Here is a 26,333-nt window from a genome sequence, read left to right as displayed (position 1 = left end):
GCTGCCTGTTCATTACTGTGCCCCACACCCCCTCTGTTTTTGACGCCGTCATCATCGGCGCCGGTGCCGCCGGCCTGTTCTGCGCCGCCCAGGCGGGCCAGCGGGGCCTGAAGGTATTGCTGATCGACCATGCCGAGAAGGTGGCCGAGAAGATCCGCATCTCGGGCGGCGGGCGCTGCAACTTCACCAACCGCGACCTGGACCCTGCCGCGCCCCACAAACATTTTGTGGGGCAGAACCCGCAGTTCTGCCGCTCGGCGCTGTCGCGCTATACGCCCGCCGACTTCGTTGCGCTGGTGCAAAAACACGGCATTGCGTTCCACGAAAAACACAAGGGCCAGCTGTTTGCCGACCGCTCGGCCGAGGACATCATCGCCATGCTGCTGGCCGAGTGCGCGGCGGGCCAGGTGACGCACTGGCAGCCTTGTGCGGTCAAAAATATAGTGTTTTCAGCCCCTGGCGCTGATCCATCAAGCGCTTACAGCTATCAAATTGATACTGACCGAGGCCCGGTGCGGGCGCGCTCGCTGGTCGTCGCCACGGGTGGGTTGTCCATTCCCAAGATCGGTGCGACCGACTTTGGCTACCGCCTGGCGCAGCAGTTCAACATCCCACTCATCGAGCGCCGCCCTGGCCTCGTTCCGATGACCTTTGATGGCGCTCTCTGGGCGCCGTATGCGCAGTTGGCCGGGCTGGCATTGCCGGTGCAGATCAGCACCGGCTCCAAGAAGAACCGCATGGTCTTCGACGAGGATCTGCTGTTCACCCACCGCGGCCTCTCGGGCCCCGCAGTGCTGCAGATCTCCAGCTACTGGCAGGAGGGCACGCCGCTGGCCATCAACCTCGCGCCCACGGTGGATCTGCCAGCTGCGCTGGCGCAGGGCAAAGCCCGCTCGCGCAAGCTGATTGCCAACGAGCTGGCCACCCTGGTCCCGAGCCGCCTGGCCGATGCCTGGGCCCAGCGCGAGCCCGACTGGCAGCGCCCCATCAACGAGGCCAGCGACAAGGCTCTGGCGCGGCTGGCCGAACAGCTGGCGCGCTGGGAGCTGACGCCCACCGGCACCGAGGGCTACAAGAAGGCCGAGGTCACGCTGGGCGGTGTGGACACGCGGGTGCTGTCGCAGCAGACCATGGAGTGCAAGACGCAGCCAGGCCTGTATTTCATTGGCGAAGTGGTCGATGTGACGGGCTGGCTGGGGGGCTACAACTTTCAGTGGGCCTGGGCCAGCGCCGCGGCGTGCGCGCAGGCACTGCCGCCAGCGGACCACTGACGCACTCCGTTCGCAATCGGGAGGGGCATCGCACCTAAACTCCCGGCAACAACACATCGCTTTACCGGTGACACGGCGGGAGCCACGGCATGGATGGATTCGAACGCGCAGAAAAGTACCAAGCGGCCGCAACGGCCGTGGGCGCACTGATTGCCCTCGTCCCTGCAGCAAGCATTGGCGGAAACATCTTCATCGCGATCCTCGCGGCCCTGGGCGTGGGCTCGCTGGCCGGGGGCGCGGTGATGGTCTGGTGGCTGTGCACTGATGAGGGCGATGCCTACCTGCGGGCAGACTCGCGCATCTCGGGCCGCTCGACCTCACGCACCTCACTATGGCTGGGCAATATGGCCCCGGGCGCCATCCTGGTCGGACTGGCCGTCGCGCTGCACATCCGGCTTGCCTGACGGGTGCGGACGGGCGCTGAGGGCCGGATCACCCCCACAGCGGTGCAGGCTGTGTGCTGCCAAAACCCGGCCCCCGCACCGATGCGGCCTGAAGCACGCCGTGCTCCAGGGCCCAGGCGTGCAGCGCCTCGGGCGGCAGCGGGCGGCTGAAGTGGTAGCCCTGCAGCTCCTCGCAATCCAGCGCGCTCAGCACCTGCGCCGTGGCCAGATCTTCGACGCCCTCGGCCACGATCTTGAGGCCCAGCGTGTGGCCCAGGGCGATGATGGCGCGCGTGATCGCCATGTCGGCGGGATTGCTCAGCATGTCGTGGACGAAGGACTTGTCCACCTTGAGCCGGTCGATGTCAAAACGCTTGAGGTAGGCCAGGCTCGAATACCCGGTACCAAAGTCGTCGATGGACAGTTGCACACCCAGCGACTTGAGCGCGGCCAGTTGCTGCTCGGCCGCATGGGCGTTGTCCATCAGCTGCGATTCGGTGATTTCCAGCTCCAGCCGGTGGGCCGGCATGCCGGTGCGCGCCAACAGCGCCTCGATGTCCGTCACCAGCACCGGGTCGGCCAGCTGCGCGGCCGAGAGGTTGACCGAGATGGAGACATTCGCCAGCGGATGGGCCAGCGCACGTGCTGGATGGCCCGCCAGCGGCGCCTGCCAGCGCGCCCATTGCTCACAGGCCTGCTGCAGCACCCAGCCGCCGATCGCGCGGATCATGCCGGTCTCCTCGGCAATGGGGATGAATTCGCTGGGCGGTACGTTGCCCAGGGTGGGGCTGCTCCAGCGCAGCAGGGCCTCCACGCCCAGCAGGCTGCCGCCCTTGGCGGCCAGGCGCGGCTGGTAGTGCAAGCTCAGTTCCTGGCGCTCCAGTGCGCGGCGCAGCTGCTGCTCCAGGGTCTGGCGTGCCAGCGCGCGCTGGTCGGTCTCGGCCGAATAGAACAGCGCCATGTCGCGGCCCGTGGTCTTGGCCTCGTACATGGCCGCGTCGGCGCGGCGCATGAGCTCGTCGATATCGCTGCCGTCCTCGGGGTAGACGGCGATGCCGACGCTGCACGACACGTTCAGCTCGTGCCCTTCCACCGGGTGGCTCTGGCGGATGAGCGGGATCAGCCGCCGCTCCACCAGCTGCTGCACGTCCTCGCGCCCTGCCACATCGCGCATGACCACCACGAACTCGTCCCCGCCCAGGCGGCTGACGGTGTCGCGGCTGCGCACAGCCTGCGTGAGGCGCCCGGCCACCGAGCGCAGCAGGCCATCGCCGATGTGGTGGCCCAGCGTGTCGTTGATGGCCTTGAAGCGGTCCAGGTCGATAAACAGAACGGCCACCTTTTCACCGGTGATCGGCGCCTGCGCCAGCGCCATTTGCAGGCGCTGCACACACAGCGAGCGGTTGGGCAGCTCGGTCAGCACGTCATGGTGCGCCAGGAACTGGATGCGCTCTTCGCTGCGCTTGCGGTCGGTGATGTCGATGGCGATGCCGATGTGGTTGGCCACCGCGCCACCCTTGGTCTCGCGCACCGCAGACACCATGAGCCAGGCCGGGTAGGTTTCGCCCGAGCGGCGGCGAAAACGCACCTCGCCCTGCCAGGACTCCTTGTCGAGCATGGTGCGGTTGATCTGCGTCGACAGTGGCTCGCCAGCGGCTTCTTCCAGCAAGAAGCCCAGGTCCTCGCCGATGACCTCGTAGAAGTCATAGTGCGTGCTGCGGCAGAACGCCTTGTTCACGCTGATGATCTGCTGCTCGGCGTTCATGATGATGATGCCCTCGGACGAGGCCTCGAACACCTTGGCCCACAGCTCCAGCCGCTGCTCCATCACCTTGAGCACATTGATCGGCGTGAAGGCCGTGAGCACCGCGTCGCGCCCCTGGAACTGCAGGCGCCGCGCCGACAGCACGGCCCAGGAAGGCTCGGCAGTGCCCTTCCAGCGCACCTCGAATTCATCCACCGAGCCCTGGTCCGCCAGGCGCTGGAAGAATCGCGCCCGCACGCCAGGCTCCAGCCCCACGGCCCAGGGGTCGGTCTTGCGGCCACCCAGCCAGTGGCTGGCCGGCGCATTCGAATGCAGCACCTCGTGCTCGGGCACCGAGGTGACGACCATCGGGATCGGGAACGCCTCCACCAGCTCGCGCTGCGCCTCGGCGGCGCGGGCGCTGGCGGCCAGCTCCTGCTGCAGCAGGCGGTCGCGGTCGAGCTGGGACAGCATCTCGTTGAAGGCCGTGACCAGGCGGCCGATCTCGTCGCGGCTCGACCAGTGCGCGCGCAGGGTATGGTCGCCACTTTGGCGCACCTGGTCGGCCACCCGCGCCAGCTGTTGCAGCGGCTTGGCGATCTGCCGGGCCACCAACGTCACCAGAGAAAGGATGCAGCCCAGCAACACCAGCGCGGTGCCCAGGTGCAGCCACATGCGGGCATAAAGTCCGTCCACGCGGCGGTTCAGCAGCCGCTCCAGGTCGGTGATGCCCACGCCCCAGGCATCGCGCAGGGCGCCCAGCACCTGCGCCTGCTGCGCGCCCACCTGGGCCAGCGTCAGGCGCGACTCCCCGGCTGCCACACCCTGCAGCAAGGCCTGAAAACCCTCCAGCGAGGCCTTCAGCGCTTCGCGCTGCCCCCCCAGGGCCGCCCGCATCTCGGGCGAGCCCGCGATGAACGCCTGGTTGTAGTCCGACTCGATACCCTGCATCACCGCGTCCAGCCGCCCCACGAGCGTGAGCAAATCAAAGGACCACTGCGGCCCGCGCCCGGTCTGCGCTGCGTTCAAAAACACCACCGTGTCGTGCACCGCCTGGAGCAACTCCGGAAAACGCAGCACCACCAGCGACATGCCGTAGTAGCTGTCCAGGTCCGGGTCCAGGATCAGGTTGGACTGGTTGCCCACCGTGGTGAGCAACTCACGGCCCTCGCGCAGCAGCTGGCTGCGCATGCCGGTCAGAACCTGCGCATCCGTTGCAGACGGCGGCTGGGAGGCCAGCTGCTCCAGCACGGTGCTGAAGCGTTCGCCCACTTCCTGCGTGCGCAACTGCTCGTCATGGGCCTTGCGCACCCCCGTCAGCCGTGCAATCACTTCGGCCGCCAGCGGCGGCTGCTGGGACGCATCCAGAAACTGCCCCATGAGCCCGTCGCGCAGCACCGCCGCATACGTGGTGCCGACGATTTCCTTGCGCGTGAAATCGATGGCCACGTACTTTTCGTGGATCAGGATGCTGGACACATAGATCACCGCCGACAGGTCCAGCAGATAGATGAGCATGAGCTTGCGGCCCACACTGAGGCGGCCCAGCCAACCCGATACGCGGTGCATGAATGCCATGGTGTCTGCGGCGAAGGCCTGCCCGGGCGGATGACCTGGGCAGCCCACCGACGGTGGAAAATGATTGTTACAACGTGAAGCAATTTCCACGCCATTTACGGCCTTCCCAGCCACGGATGCAGGGATGCGCAGTCGTTGAGGCTGCCGACACCCGGTAAGACTGGCAAGCCCCTGGCCAGTGCCACCGTGGAACTGCCTTTGCCAGGCCACCGGCGTCCTCCTCCTCCCGCGCAGCGAGAGAAGGAGAAGCCGCGAAGCTGCACCGGGGGTGCTTCCCATTCACGCCACAAAGGCTATAATCTCCGGCTTTGCTGGCAATGCCCCGTCGGCCAAATACTAGTTACAGACGGGGAAACCGCTTTGTACGGACTTGAGGCCCGATCTCCCCAAGCCCCTCTGCGAGCAACATTTTGGAAAACCATTAGCTAATGACTACGATCCGCGTAAAAGAAAACGAACCCTTTGACGTTGCACTGCGCCGCTTCAAGCGCACCATTGAAAAGCTCGGCCTGCTGACCGACCTGCGCGCCCGTGAGTTCTACGAAAAGCCCACCGCCGAGCGCAAGCGCAAGAAGGCAGCCGCCGTGAAGCGCCACTACAAGCGCGTTCGCAGCATGCAACTGCCCAAGAAGATGTACTGATCTTCGGCCCCAAGCCTTGTTCGCTTGGGTCCCAAAACCCGCGCTAGGGACGCCAAGCGCGGGTTTTTGTTTTTTCGGGTCTGCCAAAAGGCTTTCTGGCGTCGTTGCAACGCCTTGTCGTAGCAACACTACTGCCTGCGGCGTTGACGCCTAGCCAGAAAGCCTTTTGGCAGACCCTTTGTCTCAGCCTGACCATAAAAAGGAAGCCCTCATGAGCCTCAAGGACCAGATCACCGAAGACATGAAGACCGCCATGCGCGCCAAGGACAGCGAGCGCCTGGGCACCATCCGCCTGCTGCTGGCTGCACTCAAGCAAAAAGAAGTGGATGAGCGCGTGGTCCTGGACGATGTGGCCGTGGTCGCCATCGTGGACAAGCTGATCAAGCAGCGCAAGGACTCCATCGCGGCCTTCGAGCAGGCAGCGCGCCAGGACCTGGCCGACAAGGAGAAGTCGGAACTCGTGGTGCTGCAGGCCTACTTGCCCGAGCGCATGTCCGCCGAAGAAACCCTGGCTGCCGTGAAAGCCATCGTGGCCGAACTGGGCGCCGCTGGCCCTGGCGACATGGGCAAGGTCATGGGCGTGGTCAAGACCCGCCTGGCGGGCAAGGCCGACATGGGCCAGGTGTCGGCAGCGGTGAAGGCCGCGCTGGCAGGCTGATCCACCGACGGCCAGAACCTCGATAACGCCACACGGTGGGCCGCGCGGCGGCCTGCGTGGCGGTCAATATCATTTTGATAGCTGCTTGCGCTTACCAGATAAGCGCTGGCGGCTATTTTTACTTCAAACCGCACCGTTTTCACTGGCGCCGTCACTTCCCGCCGCCGGAGCCATCCCCCCAGCGCTAAAGTGCTCCTGCAGAAACTCCACGCAGACGCGCACCTTCGCCGACCGCTCCAGCCGTGTGGGGTACACGGCCCACACATTGGCCTCCTGCTGCCACTGCGGCAGCACCTGCACCAGGCGCCCGGCCTGCAGGTGCGCACCCACATCCCACAGCGAGCGCAGCACCACGCCACGCCCATCCACCGCCCACTGCACGGCCATCTCGCCGTTGTTGGCCGACAGCGGGCCACGCACTTTCACCGACTCTTCCTGCGCGCCGCTGCGCAGGCGCCACACGCCAAACGGGTGGTCGCGCTCCTTGATCACCAGGCAGTCGTGTGCGGCCAGATCGGCCACCACACGGGGCATGCCTTTGCGCGCCAGGTAGGCGGGCGCCGCGCACAACACACGGTGGTTGTCGGCCAGGCGGCGTGCGATCAGGTGTGGGGCAATCTCGTCGCCCACACGCACGTCCAGGTCAAACCCTTCGCCCGCCACGTCCACCAGCCGGTCGAACACTTCGAGCCGGACCTGTAGGCCCGGATGCCGCTCCACCAGGCGCGACACCGCAGGCGCCACGATCTGCCGCCCAAAACCAAAGCTGCTGCTCACGCGCAGCAGCCCGCGCGGCTCACTGCGCGTGACGGCCACCTCCTGCAGCAGCTGCTCCATGTCGTCGAGGATGCGCTGTGCCCAATGGAAGACACGCTCACCCTCCTCCGTCACCGCCACCCGCCGCGTGGTGCGGTGCAGCAGCTTGACCTGCAGATCCTGCTCCAGCAGGCGGATGCGCTTGCTCACATAGGCGGGGGATGTGCCCAGCTCGGTGGCGGCACCCCCAAAGCTGGACTTGCGCACCACCGCCGTAAAAACGCGCAGGTCCTCAGCGGCGGGATGTTTATGCACAATTCGTGAAGAATGAAGCCACAGTTGCCAGATTGTAGTTTTCGCTGGCGTTTGAAACAATCACACCATTGAGGCCGAAAATCCTTTTCAGCCCACCCCTCCCGGAAGGACCTACCCAGTGACCCAGCAGCAGAAAAAGTACCAGATTGCCCTGATCGCCGGAGACGGCATAGGCAAGGAAGTGATGCCCGAAGGCCTGCGCGTGGTGCAAGCCGCCGCAGCACGCTTTGGCTTCGAACTCGAATGCCACACCTTCGAATGGGCCAGCTGCGACTACTACGCCACCCACGGCCAGATGATGCCCGACGACTGGAAGGCGCAGCTCTCGGGCATGGACGCCATCTTCTTTGGCGCTGTCGGCTGGCCTGCCACCGTGCCGGACCACATCTCCCTGTGGGGGTCTCTCCTCAAGTTCCGCCGCGAGTTCGACCAGTACATCAACCTGCGCCCCGTGCGCCTGTTCGAGGGCGTGCCCTGCCCCCTGGCCGGCCGCAAGCCCGGTGACATCGACTACTACGTGGTGCGCGAGAACACCGAGGGCGAGTACACGTCCCTGGGCGGCATCATGTACGAGGGCACCGACCGCGAGATCGTGATCCAGGAGTCGGTCTACTCGCGCCACGGTGCCAACCGCCTCTTGAAGTTCTCCTTCGACCTGGCCCAGAGCCGCCCCAAGAAGCACGTGACCCTGGCCACCAAGAGCAACGGCATCGCCATCAGCATGCCCTGGTGGGATAAGAGGGCGGACGATGTGGCCCAGGACTACCCCGAGGTCACGCTGGACAAGCAGCACATCGACATCCTCACCGCGCGCTTTGTGCTGCAGCCCGGCCGTTTTGACGTGGTGGCCGCCACCAACCTGTTTGGCGACATCCTCTCGGACCTGGGTCCGGCCACCACCGGCACCATTGGCCTGGCCCCCTCGGCCAACCTGAACCCCGAGCGCCACTTCCCCAGCCTGTTCGAGCCCGTGCATGGCTCGGCGCCGGACATCTACGGCAAGAACATCGCCAACCCGATTGCCATGATCTGGTCCGGCGCGCTGATGCTGGACTTCCTCACCCAGGGCCAGGGGGCGGGCAGGTTGGCGCACGATGCCATCGTGGCGGCGATTGAAGACACCCTCAAGAGCGGGCCGCGCACGCCGGACCTGGGGGGAGCGGCCAGCACCACGCAGGTGGGACAGGCGGTCGCAGCGTTGGTTGGGCGCCACTGAACGCCGCCCTGTTTCTGAAAGGCCAGACGCTCAAGAGAGCGCTCCGCGTATCCGATGGCAGACTATGGGCCTCCATTCCAACACCTGCCAGGAGAGTTGCTTTGAGCCTTAAAACCATTCCTCTTTTGTTGATCATTGGCGGCCTCGTCTGGCTCGGCGCCGAGTACGCAGAGAACCGCAAGCGGCCTTCGCGACTGACGGTTCCTACGGAAGCAGAGCTGAGCACCGTTTCCGGCAAGGCGATCAACGCCCGCGTCATTGAACGTAAGAGCAAAAAGAACGTGCTGGCAAGCCGCTTTACCGAACTCGACATCAAGGGTGCCGAGGGCATTGTCACCGTGCGTGTGGGGGAGCCCAATTCCGAGCGTGTACTGACTGGCCTGAGCGGTGAAACCGTGACTGCCAAATTCGACCCCAAAGACGAAAAGGCGGTGTTCAGCCTCAGCACGCCTAGCCGCCAATTGATCAACTATCGCGATACAGCTGCGTACAAACACAAACTCGTCGAGGCCAACAGTAGCGGCTACACGGTGGGCTGGATTGTGGTGGCGCTCGGTGTCGCTGGCCTGTGGATCAGTCGCAAGTTGCAATAGGGTCAGTCTCCAACAAGTACACAACCGCACCACCCCGATACCTCGGTTCACTACATCTCCTTGGTTGAACGCTGGCCTACACCTTCGGACATGCGGCGACGCGTTTCCGAAACTGCAGCGGTGATGGCTGGGTACTGCGCCGCTTTGAGAACCCAGGCGGAGACGAGGCCCAGCAGCCGCGTGTCGATCGGGGCATCGGCCTGCAGCGTATTCGCGGTTTTCCCGAAGACATACCGGAGCGTACGGCCGCAGATACCCATATCCAAGCTTTCCCTGCCCCTGGTATGGGCGATTTCGATGATGGACAGGACGGTGGCACCCAGCAGCGTCATCGCCTGCTCGATGCGGCGTGTCAGCAGGTAGCGGCGAGGCGGGATGCTAAAGGTCTCGCGAAATGAACAAGCACAAGCGCTTGTAACACCCAGTGGCCTGCACAAGCCGCTGCACCGACCAATCCTCGTTCTGGGTTGCATTCATGCGGTCCTTCGCGCGGAGCAGGCGGCGCAACAAGGCCGGGGATTGTGGCGCCCCGATTTCTTGCGAACCAAGAGGCTGGGTATGAAGGTCGATGAATGAAGCACAGACAGGAAGCAGCTTCTCTGCTTTCTTCAAGGCTGGTGAAAAGCACATCTTCCAGAATCTCCGCCCCGGAAACAGACATATGGACTCCTGGGAACGATCAATGCCAAGGTGCCCCAGGGGTGGTTGAACCAAAAAGACCTGGCGCTCCAACACAGGGACGCCACCAGCGTACTCTCAAGCCGACGCTATATCCTCGTGGAGGCAGAGGTAGTTGCCCTCGGTGTCCTTGAACCACGCCGCCTTCTCGGCCCCGAGAACGCACACGTGATTCACGGTCTTGAGGCCGGGGAAATCGTAGTCCTCAAAGACCACCTTCGCGCGTTTCAGCGCGTCGATGGTGGCCGCTATGTCTGCCACCTGGAAACTGATGGCCGTGTGGTCGGCCTTGGTACCTTCCGGCTTGGGGAACAGCGCCAGTGTGCTGCCACCTACCGCATAGATGAACTTGCCATCGGACCGGAACCCGCCGGGCTTCAGCCCCAGGCAACCCTCGTAGAAGGCACGGGCGCGGTCCATGTCCATCACCGGCAGCATGGTGGTTACGGAGGAATCGGACAACATACAAAGTCCTTTCGCTCAATCCGGCCCTGCATTCGGTCTTAGCGCCTCCTGGTGGGCACCAGGCTCCGGTCCAAGGCCGTCCGACCGGTTTTGCAGTGTAGGCCGATCCCCACGGCAGCACCAGTGCAGACAGTGCAGATGCGCGCCTCCATCACCCCCCATGGGGTGGCACCCTGAAGTTCTCGGTGATGTGTTTTTCAGCCCGCGCCAGGGCGGCGCCCAGCGCCGCCAGCCGCCGCTGGCAGACGATGCGTGCGCGCCGAAGCCAGCGGCCCTGTCCTGCCGAGGTGGGGGGTGCCTTCGGCACAGCGTCTGCGGGCGAATGGGCCGTGACGTCATCGGAAGTACGAGGGTTCAAACGGGGGGAATGCAACATGGCCCGCATGCTCGGGCTTGGCTTACCATCTGTAAAGTTGAATTCAATGAAGCCTCAATTCATAAAAACTGATGCGCAACTTCAACCTGGACCACCTGCAGACGCTGATCGCCATTGCCGACCTGGGCAACTTTGCAGCGGCCGCGCAGGCGCTGCACCTGGCGCCACCCACCATCAGCCTGCACATCAAGGAGCTGGAATCCCGCCTGCAGGCCGACCTGGTGGTGCGGGGCCGGCGGCAGGCCGAGCTGACCCCCGCCGGCGAGGTGCTGGTGCAGGAAGGACGCCAGCTGCTGCTCGCTTGCGATGACCTGATGGAGCGCGTGCGCCGCCGCGCCTCGGGGCGCGAAGGCATCGTGCGCGTGGGGGTATCGGCGGGTGTCAGCACGCAGCTGCTGCCGCGCATGCTGGAGGCGCTGGCGGCACGCTGCCCCGGTGTGGAGATCCGTCTGGAGGCCGTGGGCTCTGCCGATTCGATGCAGCGGCTCAAGGCGGGCACGCTCGACATTGCCATTGTCGCCAGCCCGCAACCGCCGTTGGCCGAGGTACGACAGGCCCCCTGGCGCAACGACCCCATGGTGGCCCTGCTGCCCGCAGCGTGGGAGGCGCCCGAGTTCGTGACCCCTGACTGGCTGGCCAGCCGCCGCTGGGCATCGTTTGCGCCCGCCACACAGATGCATGGGCTGATTGCCAACTGGTTTGGTCAGGCGGGCCACCACCCTCGCCCCTTCCTGGCCTTGAGCTACCCCGGCGCGCTCAAGAGCCTGGCGGTGGCCAGCCAGTGCGCTGCGTTGCTACCGCTGGAAGAGGTGGAGGACCTGCAAGGCGCCGCCGACGTGCAGGTCCGTCACCTGCAGCCGCCGCTCATGCGCCCCATGGCCGTGGCGCACCGCCACCAGCCACCGCCCTCGCCTGCGGTGGAGGGCGTGCTGCAACTGCTGGCCGTCTTCGCAGACTAATGGCTGCGCGCCGCCGCCCGCCATCACGCGGGCGGTAAGCCCTGAGCGTCGGGAGAACGCCGCACCGCAGACCGCCGCAAATAGGGCTGCACAAACAGGTACAGCCCCGTCAACAGCAGCAGTGCCAGTGGCGGCAGGGGTGCATACGTCACCCAATCCGGCGGGTTGCCCGAGCCCTGCGCACGGGCCACAAAGTTGGCGACGACGGCCAGCGTGAACGCCATCGACACCCAGCGGTGAAGGCGCCGAATGCCCACGCCGGCGCTCATTGCGCATCTCCGGCGGCGAGCTGGATCATCTTCCAGCCATTGCCCGCCGGGTCACGAAAACCCGCATCCACGTTGCCGTACCGGTCCACGGGCTCTTGCGTGAACTCCACGCCCTGGTCGCGCAGCCGGGCATACGCAGCGCGGCAGTCCGCCACATGCAACACCAGCGGCGGCATGGCGCCCTTGGCCACCATGGCGCGCAACGTCTGCGCCGTGGCGGCATCGTGGATGGGCGGACCGGGTGTGAACAGCCCCAGCTGAAAGTCCGGCTGATCGGGGTGCTGCACCGTCAGCCAACGGTACGGCCCGTTGCGCACGTCGGTGTGCACACGAAACCCCAGCTTGCCAACATAGAACGCAAGCGCTTCGTCCTGGTCGTCCACATACACACCCACCACACCAATGCCCTGGTTCTTCGTCATCAGATCTCCTTGGTTGCTGATGACGGGTTTGTACCTTGGGCCAGGCGGCGGCGCTTCTCCAAAACTGCTGTGGTGAGGTCGGGACGCTGTGCGGCTTTCAACACACAGGCGGGCACCTGGTCCAGGGGCGTGGCGGTAGCCTGGGCCTCCAGCCGTACCGCACTGGGGCTCTGCCCCGTGATGTCGCGAAAGATGCGCCCGAAGGTGCCCAGGCTTTCCCAGCCGGTGGCAAAGGCGATCTCGGTGACGGGCAAGTCTGTATCACGCAGCAGCGTGGTGGCCTGCTCGATGCGGCGGGTCAGCAGGTAGCGGTGGGGCGGAATGCCGAACGCCTGCCGGAATGAGCGGGCGAAGTGCGCCTCCGACACGCCGCTGACCTCGGCCAGTCGCTGCACCGGCCAGGCCTCGTGCGACGCGGCGTCCATGCGGTCCTTGGCGCGCAGCAGGCGGCGCAGGAGGGCGGGGTCCTGCGGGGCAACGGGGTCGCTCGGCGCAGGATTCGGATTGCGAGTGGCTTCGCGAAGGGGCGGGGACTTCGAGGGCACAGAAGGCATGCGCAAAGCATATCGCCTCCATCCACGCTATCCCTTGGCGCCTCCCCCCTCTGGCGGACAGCCCCCAGCACGCCATGAATGGCCACGATCCCTTTTTCTTCGTTCAAGCCAGCAGCCCGTGAACAAAGTCACCGTCTGCCCGATCCGCCACACCCGCAGACCTTGGCGCTTGACCGGTTGCATGGAATCATCGCCACACCACCCATCGATGACCATAGGGCCGTCGGCAGGCAACATCTCCTCTCTTCTTCGCGATTCCTCATGAAGCGTCTTCTGATTCTCGGAGCCACGGGCTCCCTGGGCCGCCACGTGCTGCAGCAGGCCGTTGCGGCAGGCCACCAGGTGTCGGTGCTGGTCCGCAACCCCGCCAAGCTGCCCCCCGACATGCGTTCACACATTACGGTGTACCAGGTGGACCTCGGCACCGTGGCCATCGGCGCCCTGGCGGACATCATCCGTGGCCACGAGGCACTGATCAACTGCGCCGGCCTGGTCACCGAAGGGCGGGTTTTTGTGGACCTCGTGGACCGGATTGTTTCCAGCGTTGAATCTTTGGCCCCGGCCGAGCGTCCCACATGCTGGTTTCTCGGTGGTGCCGCCGTGCTGGACATCGGCCCAACAGGGCGGCGGGGCGTCGAGCTGCCCAAGGTCCGCGACACCTATTGGCCGCACTTGAAAAACTTCGAGCGCCTGAGCGCCTCGTCGCTCGATTGGCGCCTGCTGTGCCCCGGGCCGATGGTGGACCAGCCAGCACTGGGCACCGCCAACCTGCGCATGGCGCCAGACCAGCTGCCGATGCCCATCCCGGCTTTTGCCGGCAAGCTGCCGAGCCTGCTGATGTTGCTGCTGTTTGCGTCGAAGGTGCCGCAGATGATCATCCCCTATGCGGATGCGGCCGCCGTGATGCTGGCGCACCTCACCCCCCGGGACGCCATGTCGCGCCACCGGGTGGGGCTCGCGCTGCCCGTGGGCATGCGCGGTAAAAAAGACACTTGGGCGGCCCGGCCCGGCAGCACTGCCTGACACCTTGCGGACAAAAAAAGGCCCTCGCCATGGCAGCCATGGCAAGGGCCTTTTGGGGTGGAAGGCTTGCGTTCCAGCCTCCACACGACGGCGTCCCGTCTCTGTGAGCGTCAGCTCCCCGCCACCTTCATGCGGTTCACCAGGATCGACCCTACCGTCTTGGCACCGTAGTTGTAGGCATCGGCGCCCACGGCTTCGATGCCCTTGAGCATGTCCTTGAGGTTGCCTGCGATGGTGATCTCGTGCACCGGGTAGGCAATCTTGCCGTTCTCGACCCAGAAGCCACTCGCACCGCGCGAGTAGTCGCCCGTCACGTAGTTCACGCCCTGGCCCATCAACTCCACCACAAACAGGCCCGTGCCCAGCTTTTGCAGCATGGCGTCCAGGTTGTCACCGCTCTGCGTCAGGCGCGAAGTCATGGTCAGGTTGTGCGAGCCCCCGGCGTTGCCCGTGGTCTTCATGCCCAGCTTGCGGGCCGAGTAGCTCGACAGGAAGTAGCCCTGCACACGGCCGCCCTGCACCACCTTGCGCGGCGCCACGCGCACGCCTTCTTCGTCAAACGGCGAACTGCCCTTGCCGCGCAGCACAAACGGGTCTTCGAGAATGTCGATGTGCTTGGGGAAGACCATCTTGCCCAGCGAGTCGAGCAGGAAGCTGCTCTTTCGGTACAGCGAGCCACCGCTGACGGCTTGCACAAAACCGCCCAGCAGGCCAGCGGCCAGGGTGGATTCGAACAGCACGGGACATTGGGTGGTGGGGATCTTGCGTGATCCGAGACGGCTCAACGCGCGCTGCGCGGCGTAGCGGCCCACGGCCTCGGGCGATGCCAGTTCAGTGGCATCGCGCATGGAGCTGTACCAGGCATCGCGCTGCATCTCGGCATTGCGGCCGGGCAGCGATGCGATGGGCGCCACCGAAAAGCTGTGGCGCGAGCTGGCATAGCCGCCGCGAAAGCCGCGCGTGTGGGCGCTGAAGAAATGGCTTTGCTGCGCCGACACACCCGCACCTTCGCTGTTGGTGATCCGGCGGTGGGTCTTGAGCGCGGCGGCCTCGCAGGCCTTGGCGATTTCAGCGGCCTCTTCGCTCGTGATGGCCCAGGGGTGGAACAGATCTAGGTCACGGTGTGTGTCCGCAGGGGCGATGTCATCGGCATCGGGCAAACCCGCCACGGGATCTTCGGCCGTGAAGCGGGCGATGTCGTACGCGGCCTGCACGGTCTGCTCGATGGCCTTGTTGGAGAAATCGGAAGTGCTGGCATTGCCACGGCGGTTGCCGAGGTAGACCGTCACGCCCAGGGATTTGTCGCGGTTGCGCTCCACGTTCTCCAGCTCGCCCTTGCGCACGCTGACCGACAGGCCGCAGCCCTCGGACGCCTCGGCGCCTGCGTCGGTGGCGCCGAGCTTTTTGGCATGGGCCAGGGCGCGGTCCACCAGGTCTTCAAAGAACGCGCGGCTGTAGCTGAAGCCGTTGTCAGGGGTGCGGGAGGTGGCAGGCGCTGGCGCAGCGGAAGCCGCGCTTTGGGCGCGCGCGGCGCGGGTGGAGGGTTTATTCATAGCGGCAGCTATGATACTTGCCGCTGTGGCGCGCTCTGCGCCGCTTCTCTTTTTGCCCCCACCCATGTCACGCAAACCCAAAAAAGGCTACTTTGTGCGAGGCCAGTTCGTTGCCGAAGGCAGCGAAATGGACATTCAGCTCAAGGCCGAACTCAAAGGCACGCCCGATGCCAGCCGCACCGATCTCAAGCGCGAAAGCGACGAACTTCAGGATCTCGGCAAAGAGCTGCTGAGCCTGCGCGCCGACCTGTTCGAGGCGGTGGGCCTGCCCGACAAGCTGGTGGACGCGCTGGCCGAGGCCAAGCGCATCACCAACTTTGAAGGCAAGCGCCGCCAGATGCAGTACGTGGGCAAGATCATGCGCAAGCTTGAACCCGAGCTGGTGCAAGCAGCCCGCCAGGCGCTGGAGGAGCAGCACAAGGGCTCGGCCACCGAAAAGATGCAGCTGCACCTGGCCGAACACTGGCGCGACCGCCTGATTGTGGATGACGAGGCCCTCGCACCCTGGATGGCCGAACACCCCGGCACCGACACCCAGCAGCTGCGCGCCCTGATCCGCCAGGCCCGCAAGGACGCACAGCCCGCCGGCAAGGAGGCCAATGTCCAGGTCTCGCAAGGCCTGGCCCCCCGCAAGGGCCGCGCCTACCGAGAGCTGTTCCAGCTGGTGCGTGAGCACCTGGGCGGCACGGGCACGGACGATGCCAGCGACATCGGCGGGGAAAACGGCGATGAGTGAGCCCATGGGCAGCCCTGCGCCCCACCACGACGCCGTGAAGATCGGCATCGTGTCCATCAGCGACCGCGCCAGCTCCGGTGTCTATGAAGACAAGGGCCTGCCTGCGCTGCAGGACTGGCTCACGCGCGCACTGCACAACCCCATCGCGTTCGAATCACGCCTGATCCCCGATGAACAGGATGGCATCAGCGCCGCGCTGGTCGAGCTGGTCAACGCAGGCTGTTGCCTGGTGCTGACCACCGGTGGCACCGGCCCCGCCCTGCGCGACGTGACGCCCGAGGCCACGCTGGCCGTGGCGCACAAGGAGATGCCGGGCTTTGGCGAGCAGATGCGCCAGATCAGCCTGAAGTTTGTGCCCACCGCCATCCTGTCACGCCAGGTGGCCGTGGTGCGCGACCAGAGCCTCATCATCAACCTGCCCGGCCAGCCCAAGGCGATTGCCGAAACGCTAGAAGGCCTGAAGGACGCCGACGGCAAGCAGATCGTGCCCGGCATCTTTGCCGCCGTGCCGTACTGCGTGGACCTGATTGGCGGCCCGTATCTGGAAACGCGCGACGAAGTCTGCAAGGCGTTCCGGCCCAAGAACGCGGTGCGAGCGCCCCGCCCGGCCTGATTTCTCAAGATTCAAAGAAAAATAGCTGCTAGTGCTTGTCTCACAAGCGCTAGCAGCTATATTTTTTATAGCAATCTGATTTTTGAATACAGCGCCGGCAAGCCGCTACTTGCCCACCAGCTCGTTGAGCTTGCCCGCCTCGAACTGCTCCTTGAGCGCCGCATCGCACGGCACGCAGTCCTTGTTCTGCGGGTTGGTGGACAGTTTCTCGATGGCCTGCCACAGCAGTGCAATCTGGTGCTCCTGCGACGAGGCGTTGTCGATCAGCCCGCGCATGGCCTGCGAGAGCGGATCGTCCTCTTGTGTGATGCCATAGGCCGTGAACTTGGGGGTCTGCTGGGGCTCCGTCACGTCGGCGCTCTGGCCTTCTTTGGACGGGATGATGCGTGCCGGAATGCCCACCGCCGTAGCGCCTGCAGGCACGGGTTTGATGACCACCGCGTTGCTGCCGATCTTGGCGCCGTCGCCCACTTCAAAGCCGCCAAGCACCTTGGCGCCCGCGCTCACCACCACGTTTTTACCCAGCGTGGGATGGCGCTTGCTGCCCTTGTAGAGCGATGTGCCGCCCAGCGTGACACCCTGGTAGATGGTACAGCCGTCGCCGATCTCGGCAGTCTCGCCCACCACCACGCCCATGGCATGGTCGAAGAACACACGCTCGCCGATCTTGGCGCCGGGATGGATCTCGATGCCCGTGAACCAGCGCGCAAAGTGCGAGATGAAGCGCCCCAACCACTTCAGGCCGTGGTGCCAGCACCAGTGCGCCGGCCGGTGCAGCCAGATCGCGTGCAAGCCCGGATAACAGGTGATCACCTCCCACGTGCTGCGCGCGGCAGGATCGCGGTCGAGGATGCACTGGATATCGGAGCGCAGGCGGGCGAACATTGGTTGTTATGGTTATTTGTAAATGGGCTGCACAGTCTATCGTTTCGCCTGCGCCGTCTCGATCATGGCTTTGGCGACACCTCTCAAGATGTGGATTTCCTCAGGGCTGAGCTGCGCGCGGTTGAAAAGCTGGTTAAGGCGGGGCATGAGCTTCTTGGGCGCGGCGGGGTCCAGAAAGCCGATGGTGGTGAGCGCCTGCTCCCAATGGCCCAGCATGCCCGCCACCTGGGCGGCGTCGGCCAGGGCGCGCGCGGGCGTGGCATCCAACACCGGGAACCCGCCCAGCGCCATGCGCCATTCGTAGGCAATCACCTGGATGGCGGCGCCCAGATTGAGGGACCCAAAGCCGGGATTGGTGGGAATGGACAGCGCCACGTGGCAGCGGTAAACGTCTTCGTTGGTCATGCCAAAACGCTCGGAGCCAAACAGGAAGGCCACACCCGCCTGGCGGGCTGCCACCGATGGGTTGGGTGCTGGTTCCTCAGAATTTTGAGTGTTTTTGGCCTCTAGCGCTTGTCCTTCAATCGCTAATAGCTCTTGTTTTAATAGCATTTCGAAATGGGCACGCGGCGCTGCCGTGGGTGGCCCGAAGTCGCGCGGGGTCATCGCTGTGGCGCACAGGTGGCTGATGCCGTCCAGCGCCTCGTCCAGCGTGGCCACGATGCGGGCGTTCTCCAGCACGTCCAGGGCGCCGCTGGCGCGCTGGATGGTCTCCTCACGCCGCAACACGTTGGGCCAGCGCGGGGCCACCAGCACCAGGTCGTCAAAACCCATGGTTTTCATGGCGCGGGCGGCAGCGCCCACATTGCCGGCGTGGCTGGTGTTGATCAGGACAAAACGGGTCTTCATGGGCAAAGGCAGGACGAGGGCAAAGGGCGGGCGGTTAGGCGAAAAGGGACACTGCGGGTAAAATTCTGCCCTCATTGTCGCCGCCCGCATCGCCGGGTCGGATCGCACCGCTCCTGATTCGCAGGCTGCCCATGCCACCGTTGCATGCGGGCACCCTGCTCACCACCACAATTTATGTCGTCCAATCTGCACCCCATGCTTAACGTGGCCATCAAGGCCGCACGCGCCGCCGGCGCCATCATCAACCGCGCGGCCCTTGACGTGGAATCGGTGCGGATCTCGCAAAAGCAGATCAACGACTTTGTGACCGAAGTGGACCACGCGTCCGAAAAAATCATCATCGAGACGCTGCTCACGGCCTACCCCGGCCACGGCATCCTGGCCGAAGAGTCGGGCACCGAATACGGCGCCAAGGATTCGGAATTCGTCTGGATCATCGACCCGCTGGACGGCACCACCAACTTCATCCACGGCTTCCCCGTGTACTGCGTGAGCATCGCCCTGGCCGTCAAAGGCAAGGTCGAGCAGGCCGTCATCTATGACCCCTCGCGCAACGACCTGTTCACATCGACCAAGGGCCGTGGCGCCTACCTGAACGAACGCCGCATCCGCGTGAGCAAGCGCACCCAGCTCAAGGACTGCCTGGTCTCCACCGGCTTCCCGTTCCGCCCGGGCGACAACTTCAAGAGCTACCTCAACATGATGAGCGACGTGATGCAGCGCACGGCTGGCCTGCGCCGCCCCGGCGCCGCCGCGCTGGACCTGGCCTATGTCGCCGCTGGTTTCACCGATGGTTTCTTCGAGACCGGCCTGTCGATCTGGGACGTGGCCGCGGGTTCGCTGCTGGTGACCGAGGCCGGTGGCTTGGTGGGCAACTTCACGGGCGAGGCCGACTTTCTGGAGCAGCGCGAATGCCTGGCGGGCAACCCCCGCATCTACGGCCAGCTGGTGCCGATTTTGGGCAAGTACAGCAAGTTTGCGAGCGCTGGCGACAAGGCGGCCGTGCGCCAGGCCGCTGCCGCAGACGCACCCGCCAGCGCTGAAGCTGAGGCTGCAGCCGATGTGGAGTCCGACACCACGGGTGCCGCCCCACAGGCCGACACCCCCAAGAGCGAAGACGCGCCGTTCTGATGTATGCCTGAGCACCGTCCCCTATCGGGACTGTGCTCAGTTCGGGTCGGGATATTTCTGGGCAATGCTGCGGAAATCTTCCGCAATGTCCACAAACGCATCCACCATGTCGGGGTCAAAGTGCGTGCCCTTGCCCCGCACGATGGTGTTGCAGGCCTGGTCGTGCGAAAACGCAGGTTTGTAGACACGCTTGCTGATGAGCGCGTCGTACACATCGGCCACGGCCATCAGGCGCGCCGACACCGGAATGGCATCCCCCGCCAGGCCTTGCGGATAGCCTGAGCCATCCCACTTTTCCTGGTGGCTGTAGGCGATCTCCTTGGACACGCTCAAAAACGCCACGCGCATGCCCAGGCGCCGCTCGGCTTCATCAATGGCGTTGCGGCCCAGCGTGGTGTGGGTTTTCATGATCTCGAACTCTTCCACCGTGAGCTTGCCGGGTTTCAGCAAGATGCTGTCGGGGATGCCGATCTTGCCGATGTCGTGCAACGGAGCGGACTTGTACAGCAGCTCGATCATGCGGTCGTTGAGCACCGGCTCGAAACGCGGGTGGTGGCGCAGCCGCTCGGCCAGCGTCTTCACGTACAGCTGGGTGCGGCGGATATGGTTGCCGGTTTCGTTGTCGCGGGTCTCGGCCAGCGAGGTCATGGCCATGATGGTCACGTCCTGGATGGCCTGCACTTCCAGCGTGCGCATGGCCACTTCGCGCTCCAGGTAGGAGCTCTTGTCGCGCAGGAAATCCGCCGTGGCCTTGAGCGCCAGATGGGTATTGACCCGCGCCAGCAGGATGGGCGGGCTGATGGGCTTGGTGATGTAGTCCACCGCGCCCAGGGCCAGGCCCATGCGTTCGTCATCGGGATCGGAGCGCGCCGTGAGGAAGATCACCGGGATGTCGCGCGTAGCCGGTGCTGCCTTCAGGCGCCGGCAGACCTCGTAGCCATCCATCTCCGGCATCATGATGTCCAGCAGGATCAGGTCGGGAGGTGTGCCCGACTGCGCAATCTTCAGGGCCTTCTCGCCATGGTTGGCCACCTTCACCAGGAAATGCTCGCGCAGCAGGCTGCCCATGAGGGTGAGGTTGTCGGGCGTGTCGTCCACCACCAGCACCGTGGCGATCGGCTTGTCAACAAGAACGGCCTGCGGGGAGGCAAAGGGCGCGTTATCCATGGAAGTTCCTGGGTGTGGTGCCGCTCAAGGGGTATGAACGGCAGGGTATTCGGGGCCTGACACGGCGGCCATCGCCTCCAGTGCCTGCTCAAAATCAAAATTCAGGGTGTGCATCTCGACCACCGCAAAGGTGTGCCCCAACGCGGGCTTGAGCACCTGGACATTGTGTTGGAAAAACTCGGAGGCCGCTGGGTCGTCCTGCTCCAGCAGGCCGCGCAACTGTTGCAGGGCCCCTTCGGAATCCAGCGCTTTCAGCCCCGCCGCTGCAGAGGCGTCCGGCCCGTGCGGCTGCCCGGCTTGCGGCCCATGCATCCACGCCTGCAATCCCGCCAGCACGGGCCGCAACGCGGCGCCCAGGTTGGCCCCGAGTCCGACGATCACATCCACAGGGGCCCCGCTGCGGAGGCCCTGTTCCAGCGCTTGCGCGTGGGCCGACACCTCCTGCGCGCCAATGTTGGCCGCCACCGAGCGCAGGGTGTGGGCCAGGCGCTCTGCCAGCACCGTGTCTCCGTTGGCGACGGCTTGCTCCAGGTCCGCAAGCACCGGCGACTGCCCTTGCACAAACCGCCGCAGCATCTCGGCATAGAGCCCCGGCCTGCCCAGGGCGCGCTCCAGGCCCAGCGACGTGTCCAGGCCCGCCACGGTGGGGAAGGACGGCGCCGGGGCAGCGTTGGCGGTGGCCGGAGCCATGGCGTCAGCCTCCGTGCCTGCGCCGGTGCGGACCGCACCGCCCACCAACGCCTGGCCCAATCCCGGCCGGGGCCGAATCCATCGGCCCAATGCGGCCCATAGCGCCGCAGGCTCGATGGGTTTGGCCACATGGTCGTTCATGCCGGCGGCAAAGCAGCGCTGGCGATCAGCCTCCATGGCGTTGGCGGTCATGGCCACGATGGGCAGGTGAACATGGCGCGGGTCGCGGCGCAGTTGCCGCGTGGCGGTTTCGCCGTCCATGACAGGCATCTGCATGTCCATAAGCACCACGTCGTAGGCCTTGCGCTCAATGCGATCAAGGGCGATCTGGCCGTTCTCGGCCACATCGACGGCAAAACCGGCTTCGAGCAAGAGTTCAACCGCCACCATCTGGTTGAGCTCGTTGTCCTCCACCAGCAGCACCGACGCACCCCGGATTGCCAGCGGCAGCTCGTCTGCCGCAGGCGCGGGGGTGACCACGCGGCGTGGGCTGTAGGTGGAGTGTTCCAGCGGCTGCATCAGCGTGTCGAACAGCAGCGAGGCGTTGACGGGCTTGATCAGCACCGTGTCGATGCCCTGCGCGCGGGCGGCGCGCATCACGTCCTCCCGCCCGTAGGCTGTCACCATGAGCATCTTGGGCACCTGCGCCATGCCCAGGCCCCGGATGTGGCCCGCCAGCTGGATGCCGTCCATGCCCGGCATGTGCCAGTCGAGCAGCAGCAGGCCAAACGGCTGGTGCCGTGCCATGGATTCGCGCAGGCGCTCAAGGGCTTCCAGGCCCGAATGGGCCTGCTCCACCTCAAAGCCCATGGCCAGCAGCATGTCGGACAGCACGGTGGCCGCCGTCTGGTTGTCGTCCACCACGAGCACTCGGCGGCCCCGCAGGTCAGGGGGTGGCAGCAGCACGCGCGCGGGCGCCCCGCGTTCAAGCGGCACGGCCACCCAGAACGTGGAGCCCTGGCCATAGGTGCTCTCCACACCGACCTCGCCCCCCATCAACTCCGCAAGGCTCTTGCAGATGGCCAGCCCCAGGCCCGTGCCGCCATAGCGGCGCGTGGTGGAGGTGTCTGCCTGCTGGAAGCTCTGGAACAGCCGCCCCATCTGTTCCGGCGTGAGCCCGATGCCGGTGTCGCGCACTTCAAAACGCAGCATCAACCGATTGCCCGCGGCCTCCAGCACCCGCACGGCGATGCTGATCTCGCCCGTCTCAGTGAACTTGATGGCGTTGTTGGCAAAATTGATGAGGATCTGGCCCAGGCGCAGCGAATCGCCCACCAGATTGGGGGGCACGTCGGCCGCCACATCGCAAACCAGCTCCAGGCCTTTGGCACCGGCCTTGTAGCCCACCACGTCGGACACACTCTCCAGCATGCGGTCGAGCACGAAGGGCTGCTTCTCCACCATGAGCTTGCCCGCCTCGATCTTGGAGAAATCCAGGATGTCGTTGATCACGCCCAGCAGGTGCTGGCCGGCCTGCTGGATCTTGCTCACGTAGTCGTGCTGGCGCTCTGTCAGGCCAGACTTGAGCGCCAGGTGCGACATGCCGATGATCGCGTTCATGGGCGTGCGTATCTCATGGCTCATGTTGGCCAGAAAATTCGACTTGAGTGCGGTGGACTCCTCCGCCAGTTCCTTGGCGCGGCGCAGGTCCTGCTCGGCGCGCTGCCGGTCGGTGATATCGACAAAGGTGCCGATGGCCCCACCCGGCGAGCCATCGGGCCGCGAGAAACCGTGCAGCCAGAACAAGGTGTGGTGCACCTTTCCGTCCGCATACGGCAGGTCCACCTCCTTGTGCACCGACTGGACCCCATGCAGGGCCTCCTGGGCATCTGCATCAAAGCGTTCCCGCTCAGCCTCAGGGAGGAACTTGAGGTCCAGCACGGTCTTGCCGATCAAGGCCTCGCGCTGTACGCCAAAGGCCTGCTCATAGGCGCGGTTGAAACCGATGTAGCGGCCATCTGCGTCCTTGTAAAACAGCGGCACGGGGATGGCGTCAATGAGTGCCTGCTGAAAATCAAGCTGCTCGGCCACACGGGCCTCCAGCAGCTTCTGGTCGTGGATGTCCACATTGACACCCACCACCCGCACGGGTTTGCCGGCATCGTCGCGGAAGATTCGGGCGGCAGACAGGAACCAGCGCACTTCGCCATCGGGCCGCACGATGCGCCAGGAATCGCGCAGATCGGGGGCGCCGCTCGCAAGGCATTGATCAAAGTACGACGCTGCGCGGTCCCTGTCGTCCGGGTGCAGGCACTCCATCCAGTCGCGCTTGCTGCGCCCCTGCGCCTGGGGCGGCAAGCCGAGCATGGCGACCAGTTTTTCGCTCCACAGCACCTCGTCTGCGACCAGATCAATGTCGAACACGCCAATCTTGCCAGCCTCCTGTGCCAGCTCCAGACGGTCCTTGGCCTGCTGCATGGCGATCTCTGCCCGCCGCTGCTCGCTGACATCTTCGATCACCCAGATGGATGCACTCCGGAAACCATCCATCTGCAGGTTGCGGCCCGCCATCCGCGCTTCGAACCGACTTCCGTCCAGTCGGCACAGCGTTGTGGTTTGGCGCACGGCCCGCCCTGCAGTCAGCACCGGGCCCACATCGGCGTAAAAACGCTTTGCAAATTCACCGCGTCCGAGCAATGCCGCCACGCTCAGTCCGAGCAGGTCTGCCGCGGAGCCTCCCATCAGTTCCACAAACGCGGGATTGAACTGCCGGAACTTGCCATCTCCCACCAGCGCGATGGGGGGCGCGTTGTCAAAGATGGCTGTCTGCTGCTCCAGCAACTCGTTGAGCAGTCGTTCGCGCCGCTCCAGCTCCTTCTGGGCCTGGATGCGCCCGGAGACATCTTCATGCAGGCCGACAATGGCAATGCGGTTGCCACGCTCGTCAAACACCGGCGACAGCGTGGCCTCATCGTGGTAGATGCCCCCATCCTTGCGGCGATTGACAAACTGCCCTTGCCACGAGCGGCCTGACAGCAGCGTGGACCACATCTCCTGGTAGGTTTGCGCGGGGGTCTGGCCACTGGCCACCACCGACGGCTTCTTGCCCCGCACCTCTTCCAGCGTGTAGCCCGAGCTGCGCTCGTACTGCGGATTGACCCAGTCGATGCGGCCTTCTCCGTCGGTAATGACCACCGAGACCGGGCTGCTCCCGAGCGCGGCGCCCACAACCCTGAAGCGCTCCAGCGCAGCACCCATCCGGGCGCGGCTGCGCAGCAGATCCAGCAGCAGCAAGCCCAGCAGGAACAACAGCACGAAGGCGACCCCTCCCACCTTCATGCGCTCAGACCAAGGCACCAGGACACTCACATCGTCCAGCATCGCCAGTTGCCACTGGCCTCCCGGGTCACCCCAGTCGATGTGGCGGCGCTCTACCGCGTAGGACACCCCGTTGAGGACGACCTCGCCCGCATCCGGCGCAAACGGCAGGGAAGAAGCCAGCCCCTTGTCGAAGTGGCTGCCAAACTGGCGGGACGCCCGGATCGAATCAATGCGCGCCTGGGTGAGCGGCGGGGCCACGGCAAACAGCCACTCGGGCCGCGTGGAGGCAAACACCACGCCTTGGGGAGACAGCAGCACGGTGGGCATCTCGGTACGCTTGAGCACCTCGTCAAACAACTCGAAACCCACTTTGAACATCACCACGCCGATGATGGAGCTGGACGGCGTCTCGTTTTCATACAGAGGTGCAGCGTAGTAGAGCCCCCGCTCCTGCGAGTTGCTGCCGATGGCGGCGTACACGCTGATGGCCCCCTTGATGGCCTGCTGGAAATATGGGCGGAACGCCAGGTTGAGACCGGTGGAGCGGGTGCCCGGCGTCTCGTGGGCCACCACGGTGCCGTCGGCGGACATGACATAAACCCCGTTGACCAGAAACCGCCCACGCGCTACCCCCAGCCGCGCAAGGGCTTCGGGGTCATCCGGCGCCAGCTGACCCAGGGCCATGGCCTTGAGCATCGGTTCGCTCAGCCCGAGCAGCGACACCGCGCCCAGCATGCCACCACCCGTGATCCGGGCTTGCAGGGTGTCCACCGTCTGCTGCAGCAACTTGGCGCGCTCGGCCGCGCGCTCGGCGCCTTGCCAGTGCATGGCCCCCAACACCACCAGCCACGCCCCCACCAGCGCCGCGGCCACTACCAGCACCAGGCCACGCACGCCAGGGGCATTGCGGTCCAACACCTTGTCCAGAAACCCGCCTACGCCCTCACCCACCCGCGTCACTCCGAACCTCCGACCAGGCCCAAGAAACATATCTGGCAAAACTTAACGCGTGGGGTACAACAAGGCATCAATATCCCCCACCGGCCCGGGCCGGCCAAAAAGAAACCCCTGAAACCCCTCGCACCCATGCAGCCTCAGAAAACTCAGCTGCCCCGTCGTCTCCACCCCCTCGGCCACCACCTCCAGGTCCAGGCTCTTGGCCAGCGCCAGGATCGTCCTCACGATCGCCGCGTCGTTCGGGTCCGAGAGCACGTCCCGCACGAAGCTCTGGTCGATCTTGACCTGGTCCAGCGGCAGCCGCTTGAGGTAGCTCAGGCTGGAGTAGCCGGTGCCGAAGTCATCCAGCGCAAACCCCACGCCTTCGCTTTTGAGCTGCACCATGCGGGCGATGGTGTCTTCGATGTCTCCCAGCAGCAGGCTTTCGGTGAGTTCGAGCTTGAGTTTGCGGGGGTCGGCGTTGTGGCTCTTGAGGGTCTGCAGCACTTCTGCCACGAAGCCCGGTTGCCGGAACTGCCGGGCGCTGACGTTGACCGAGATGGACAGGTGGGCGGTGGCTTCGTGCTGGCCCCAGCGCTGCAGTTGTTCGC

Annotated in this window: 25 protein-coding genes; 11 read left to right on the top strand and 14 right to left on the bottom strand. The window is 65.2% G+C overall.

The window, feature by feature from the left end; genetic code table 11:
- Positions 1–17 precede the first annotated feature (17 nt).
- Positions 18–1,271 carry a BaiN/RdsA family NAD(P)/FAD-dependent oxidoreductase gene (locus ARADN35_RS0105665; protein ID WP_010459978.1) on the top strand — a complete coding sequence of 418 codons (1,254 nt, stop codon included), beginning with the start codon at positions 18–20 and terminating at the stop codon, positions 1,269–1,271.
- Between the two features lie 89 nt (positions 1,272–1,360).
- On the top strand, positions 1,361–1,675 hold the full coding sequence (locus ARADN35_RS0105660) for a hypothetical protein (RefSeq protein WP_010459975.1): 315 nt from the start codon (positions 1,361–1,363) through the stop codon (positions 1,673–1,675).
- Positions 1,676–1,703: 28 nt separating this feature from the next.
- On the opposite strand, the gene ARADN35_RS0105655 is transcribed toward ARADN35_RS0105660, so the two are convergent.
- The gene (locus tag ARADN35_RS0105655; RefSeq protein ID WP_010459973.1) at positions 1,704–4,976 is read right to left on the bottom strand and encodes an EAL domain-containing protein; all 3,273 of its coding nucleotides are present in this window, start codon (positions 4,974–4,976) and stop codon (positions 1,704–1,706) included.
- Between the two features lie 428 nt (positions 4,977–5,404).
- Here ARADN35_RS0105655 and rpsU point away from each other — a divergent pair, with 428 nt between their 5' ends.
- Together rpsU and ARADN35_RS0105645 are read left to right on the top strand one after the other, a co-directional pair.
- Complete coding sequence (rpsU, locus tag ARADN35_RS0105650; protein ID WP_005799779.1) at positions 5,405–5,617, top strand: 30S ribosomal protein S21; 213 nt, start codon at positions 5,405–5,407, stop codon at positions 5,615–5,617.
- A gap of 211 nt (positions 5,618–5,828) precedes the next feature.
- Positions 5,829–6,275 carry a GatB/YqeY domain-containing protein gene (locus tag ARADN35_RS0105645; protein WP_010459956.1) on the top strand — a complete coding sequence of 149 codons (447 nt, stop codon included), beginning with the start codon at positions 5,829–5,831 and terminating at the stop codon, positions 6,273–6,275.
- A gap of 123 nt (positions 6,276–6,398) precedes the next feature.
- Here ARADN35_RS0105645 and ARADN35_RS25955 read toward each other — a convergent pair whose 3' ends face one another.
- Entirely contained in the window at positions 6,399–7,346 is a 948-nt protein-coding gene (locus tag ARADN35_RS25955; protein ID WP_050812457.1) for a LysR substrate-binding domain-containing protein, read from the bottom strand.
- 118 nt (positions 7,347–7,464) lie between these two features.
- On the opposite strand from ARADN35_RS25955, the gene ARADN35_RS0105635 reads away from it, so the two are divergent.
- Together ARADN35_RS0105635 and ARADN35_RS0105630 are read left to right on the top strand one after the other, a co-directional pair.
- Positions 7,465–8,562 (top strand): tartrate dehydrogenase, encoded by a 1,098-nt coding sequence (locus ARADN35_RS0105635; protein ID WP_010459952.1) that lies wholly within the window; start codon positions 7,465–7,467, stop codon positions 8,560–8,562.
- A gap of 101 nt (positions 8,563–8,663) precedes the next feature.
- Positions 8,664–9,155 (top strand): hypothetical protein, encoded by a 492-nt coding sequence (locus ARADN35_RS0105630; RefSeq protein WP_100199432.1) that lies wholly within the window; start codon positions 8,664–8,666, stop codon positions 9,153–9,155.
- Positions 9,156–9,205: 50 nt separating this feature from the next.
- Here the strand turns inward: ARADN35_RS0105630 and ARADN35_RS25950 are convergent, their stop codons facing one another.
- The 3 genes from ARADN35_RS25950 to ARADN35_RS27835 all read right to left on the bottom strand — a co-directional run bounded on the left by ARADN35_RS25950 (position 9,206) and on the right by ARADN35_RS27835 (position 10,674).
- Positions 9,206–9,487, bottom strand: a complete 282-nt coding sequence (locus ARADN35_RS25950; protein WP_010459949.1) for a hypothetical protein — start codon at positions 9,485–9,487, stop codon at positions 9,206–9,208.
- A gap of 424 nt (positions 9,488–9,911) precedes the next feature.
- Positions 9,912–10,298 (bottom strand): VOC family protein, encoded by a 387-nt coding sequence (locus tag ARADN35_RS0105615; RefSeq protein ID WP_010459945.1) that lies wholly within the window; start codon positions 10,296–10,298, stop codon positions 9,912–9,914.
- Between the two features lie 151 nt (positions 10,299–10,449).
- Positions 10,450–10,674, bottom strand: coding sequence for a hypothetical protein (locus ARADN35_RS27835; RefSeq protein WP_139019172.1), 225 nt, complete (start codon positions 10,672–10,674; stop codon positions 10,450–10,452).
- Between the two features lie 71 nt (positions 10,675–10,745).
- Between ARADN35_RS27835 and ARADN35_RS0105610 the strand changes: the two genes are divergently transcribed.
- Positions 10,746–11,633: a LysR family transcriptional regulator gene (locus tag ARADN35_RS0105610; RefSeq protein WP_010459943.1), complete on the top strand. Its 888-nt coding sequence runs from the start codon at positions 10,746–10,748 to the stop codon at positions 11,631–11,633.
- A gap of 23 nt (positions 11,634–11,656) precedes the next feature.
- Here ARADN35_RS0105610 and ARADN35_RS0105605 read toward each other — a convergent pair whose 3' ends face one another.
- The 3 genes from ARADN35_RS0105605 to ARADN35_RS0105595 are packed head-to-tail and all read right to left on the bottom strand — an operon-like array spanning position 11,657 to position 12,878.
- Positions 11,657–11,902 (bottom strand): hypothetical protein, encoded by a 246-nt coding sequence (locus ARADN35_RS0105605; protein ID WP_010459941.1) that lies wholly within the window; start codon positions 11,900–11,902, stop codon positions 11,657–11,659.
- A complete protein-coding gene (locus tag ARADN35_RS0105600; protein WP_010459940.1) occupies positions 11,899–12,324 on the bottom strand; it encodes a VOC family protein in 426 nt (141 codons plus the stop codon). The genes ARADN35_RS0105605 and ARADN35_RS0105600 overlap by 4 nt, the downstream gene beginning before the upstream one ends.
- Positions 12,324–12,878, bottom strand: a complete 555-nt coding sequence (locus ARADN35_RS0105595) for a helix-turn-helix domain-containing protein (RefSeq protein ID WP_010459938.1) — start codon at positions 12,876–12,878, stop codon at positions 12,324–12,326. Before ARADN35_RS0105595 ends, ARADN35_RS0105600 begins: the two co-directional genes overlap by 1 nt.
- 261 nt (positions 12,879–13,139) lie before the next feature.
- On the opposite strand from ARADN35_RS0105595, the gene ARADN35_RS0105590 reads away from it, so the two are divergent.
- A complete protein-coding gene (locus tag ARADN35_RS0105590; RefSeq protein ID WP_010459936.1) occupies positions 13,140–13,901 on the top strand; it encodes an NAD(P)-dependent oxidoreductase in 762 nt (253 codons plus the stop codon).
- 110 nt (positions 13,902–14,011) lie between these two features.
- On the opposite strand, the gene pmbA is transcribed toward ARADN35_RS0105590, so the two are convergent.
- The gene (gene pmbA, locus ARADN35_RS0105585; protein WP_010459934.1) at positions 14,012–15,454 is read right to left on the bottom strand and encodes a metalloprotease PmbA; all 1,443 of its coding nucleotides are present in this window, start codon (positions 15,452–15,454) and stop codon (positions 14,012–14,014) included.
- A 64-nt stretch (positions 15,455–15,518) separates the two neighbouring features.
- Between pmbA and yjgA the strand changes: the two genes are divergently transcribed.
- Entirely contained in the window at positions 15,519–16,190 is a 672-nt protein-coding gene (gene yjgA, locus ARADN35_RS0105580) for a ribosome biogenesis factor YjgA (protein ID WP_029413408.1), read from the top strand.
- Positions 16,183–16,803, top strand: a complete 621-nt coding sequence (gene mog, locus ARADN35_RS0105575) for a molybdopterin adenylyltransferase (RefSeq protein WP_081474573.1) — start codon at positions 16,183–16,185, stop codon at positions 16,801–16,803. The genes yjgA and mog overlap by 8 nt, the downstream gene beginning before the upstream one ends.
- A gap of 105 nt (positions 16,804–16,908) precedes the next feature.
- Here the strand turns inward: mog and cysE are convergent, their stop codons facing one another.
- Both cysE and ARADN35_RS0105565 read right to left on the bottom strand, forming a co-directional pair.
- Positions 16,909–17,688 carry a serine O-acetyltransferase gene (gene cysE, locus ARADN35_RS0105570; RefSeq protein WP_010459928.1) on the bottom strand — a complete coding sequence of 260 codons (780 nt, stop codon included), beginning with the start codon at positions 17,686–17,688 and terminating at the stop codon, positions 16,909–16,911.
- A gap of 36 nt (positions 17,689–17,724) precedes the next feature.
- Complete coding sequence (locus ARADN35_RS0105565; RefSeq protein ID WP_010459926.1) at positions 17,725–18,537, bottom strand: RNA methyltransferase; 813 nt, start codon at positions 18,535–18,537, stop codon at positions 17,725–17,727.
- A 174-nt stretch (positions 18,538–18,711) separates the two neighbouring features.
- Here ARADN35_RS0105565 and ARADN35_RS0105560 point away from each other — a divergent pair, with 174 nt between their 5' ends.
- On the top strand, positions 18,712–19,668 hold the full coding sequence (locus tag ARADN35_RS0105560) for an inositol monophosphatase family protein (RefSeq protein WP_010459924.1): 957 nt from the start codon (positions 18,712–18,714) through the stop codon (positions 19,666–19,668).
- Positions 19,669–19,704: 36 nt separating this feature from the next.
- On the opposite strand, the gene ARADN35_RS0105555 is transcribed toward ARADN35_RS0105560, so the two are convergent.
- The 3 genes from ARADN35_RS0105555 to ARADN35_RS25945 all read right to left on the bottom strand — a co-directional run.
- On the bottom strand, positions 19,705–20,835 hold the full coding sequence (locus tag ARADN35_RS0105555) for a response regulator (protein WP_010459922.1): 1,131 nt from the start codon (positions 20,833–20,835) through the stop codon (positions 19,705–19,707).
- Positions 20,836–20,859: 24 nt separating this feature from the next.
- On the bottom strand, positions 20,860–25,746 hold the full coding sequence (locus tag ARADN35_RS0105550; RefSeq protein WP_010459920.1) for a PAS domain S-box protein: 4,887 nt from the start codon (positions 25,744–25,746) through the stop codon (positions 20,860–20,862).
- Between the two features lie 42 nt (positions 25,747–25,788).
- Positions 25,789–26,333: EAL domain-containing protein (locus ARADN35_RS25945; protein ID WP_010459918.1), on the bottom strand; the 545-nt coding region annotated here is incomplete at its 5' end.

This window comes from Acidovorax radicis N35 (assembly GCF_000204195.1).
Classification (GTDB): domain Bacteria; phylum Pseudomonadota; class Gammaproteobacteria; order Burkholderiales; family Burkholderiaceae_C; genus Acidovorax; species Acidovorax radicis.
The sequence above is the reverse complement of the archived record's forward strand: the minus strand, read 5'-3'. Positions and strand labels throughout refer to the sequence as shown.

Coding starts and splice junctions, on each gene's coding strand:
- ARADN35_RS0105565 (WP_010459926.1), bottom strand. CDS start 18,537: ATGAAGACCCGTTTTGTCCTGATCAACACCAGCCACGCCGGCAATGTG.
- ARADN35_RS25950 (WP_010459949.1), bottom strand. CDS start 9,487: ATGACGCTGCTGGGTGCCACCGTCCTGTCCATCATCGAAATCGCCCAT.
- ARADN35_RS0105645 (WP_010459956.1), top strand. CDS start 5,829: ATGAGCCTCAAGGACCAGATCACCGAAGACATGAAGACCGCCATGCGC.
- pmbA (WP_010459934.1), bottom strand. CDS start 15,454: ATGAATAAACCCTCCACCCGCGCCGCGCGCGCCCAAAGCGCGGCTTCC.
- ARADN35_RS0105600 (WP_010459940.1), bottom strand. CDS start 12,324: ATGACGAAGAACCAGGGCATTGGTGTGGTGGGTGTGTATGTGGACGAC.
- ARADN35_RS0105560 (WP_010459924.1), top strand. CDS start 18,712: ATGTCGTCCAATCTGCACCCCATGCTTAACGTGGCCATCAAGGCCGCA.
- ARADN35_RS0105615 (WP_010459945.1), bottom strand. CDS start 10,298: ATGTTGTCCGATTCCTCCGTAACCACCATGCTGCCGGTGATGGACATG.
- ARADN35_RS0105610 (WP_010459943.1), top strand. CDS start 10,746: ATGCGCAACTTCAACCTGGACCACCTGCAGACGCTGATCGCCATTGCC.
- ARADN35_RS0105655 (WP_010459973.1), bottom strand. CDS start 4,976: ATGGCATTCATGCACCGCGTATCGGGTTGGCTGGGCCGCCTCAGTGTG.
- mog (WP_081474573.1), top strand. CDS start 16,183: ATGAGTGAGCCCATGGGCAGCCCTGCGCCCCACCACGACGCCGTGAAG.
- ARADN35_RS0105660 (WP_010459975.1), top strand. CDS start 1,361: ATGGATGGATTCGAACGCGCAGAAAAGTACCAAGCGGCCGCAACGGCC.
- ARADN35_RS27835 (WP_139019172.1), bottom strand. CDS start 10,674: ATGTTGCATTCCCCCCGTTTGAACCCTCGTACTTCCGATGACGTCACG.
- ARADN35_RS0105595 (WP_010459938.1), bottom strand. CDS start 12,878: ATGCCTTCTGTGCCCTCGAAGTCCCCGCCCCTTCGCGAAGCCACTCGC.
- cysE (WP_010459928.1), bottom strand. CDS start 17,688: ATGTTCGCCCGCCTGCGCTCCGATATCCAGTGCATCCTCGACCGCGAT.
- ARADN35_RS0105555 (WP_010459922.1), bottom strand. CDS start 20,835: ATGGATAACGCGCCCTTTGCCTCCCCGCAGGCCGTTCTTGTTGACAAG.
- rpsU (WP_005799779.1), top strand. CDS start 5,405: ATGACTACGATCCGCGTAAAAGAAAACGAACCCTTTGACGTTGCACTG.
- ARADN35_RS0105590 (WP_010459936.1), top strand. CDS start 13,140: ATGAAGCGTCTTCTGATTCTCGGAGCCACGGGCTCCCTGGGCCGCCAC.
- ARADN35_RS0105605 (WP_010459941.1), bottom strand. CDS start 11,902: ATGAGCGCCGGCGTGGGCATTCGGCGCCTTCACCGCTGGGTGTCGATG.
- yjgA (WP_029413408.1), top strand. CDS start 15,519: ATGTCACGCAAACCCAAAAAAGGCTACTTTGTGCGAGGCCAGTTCGTT.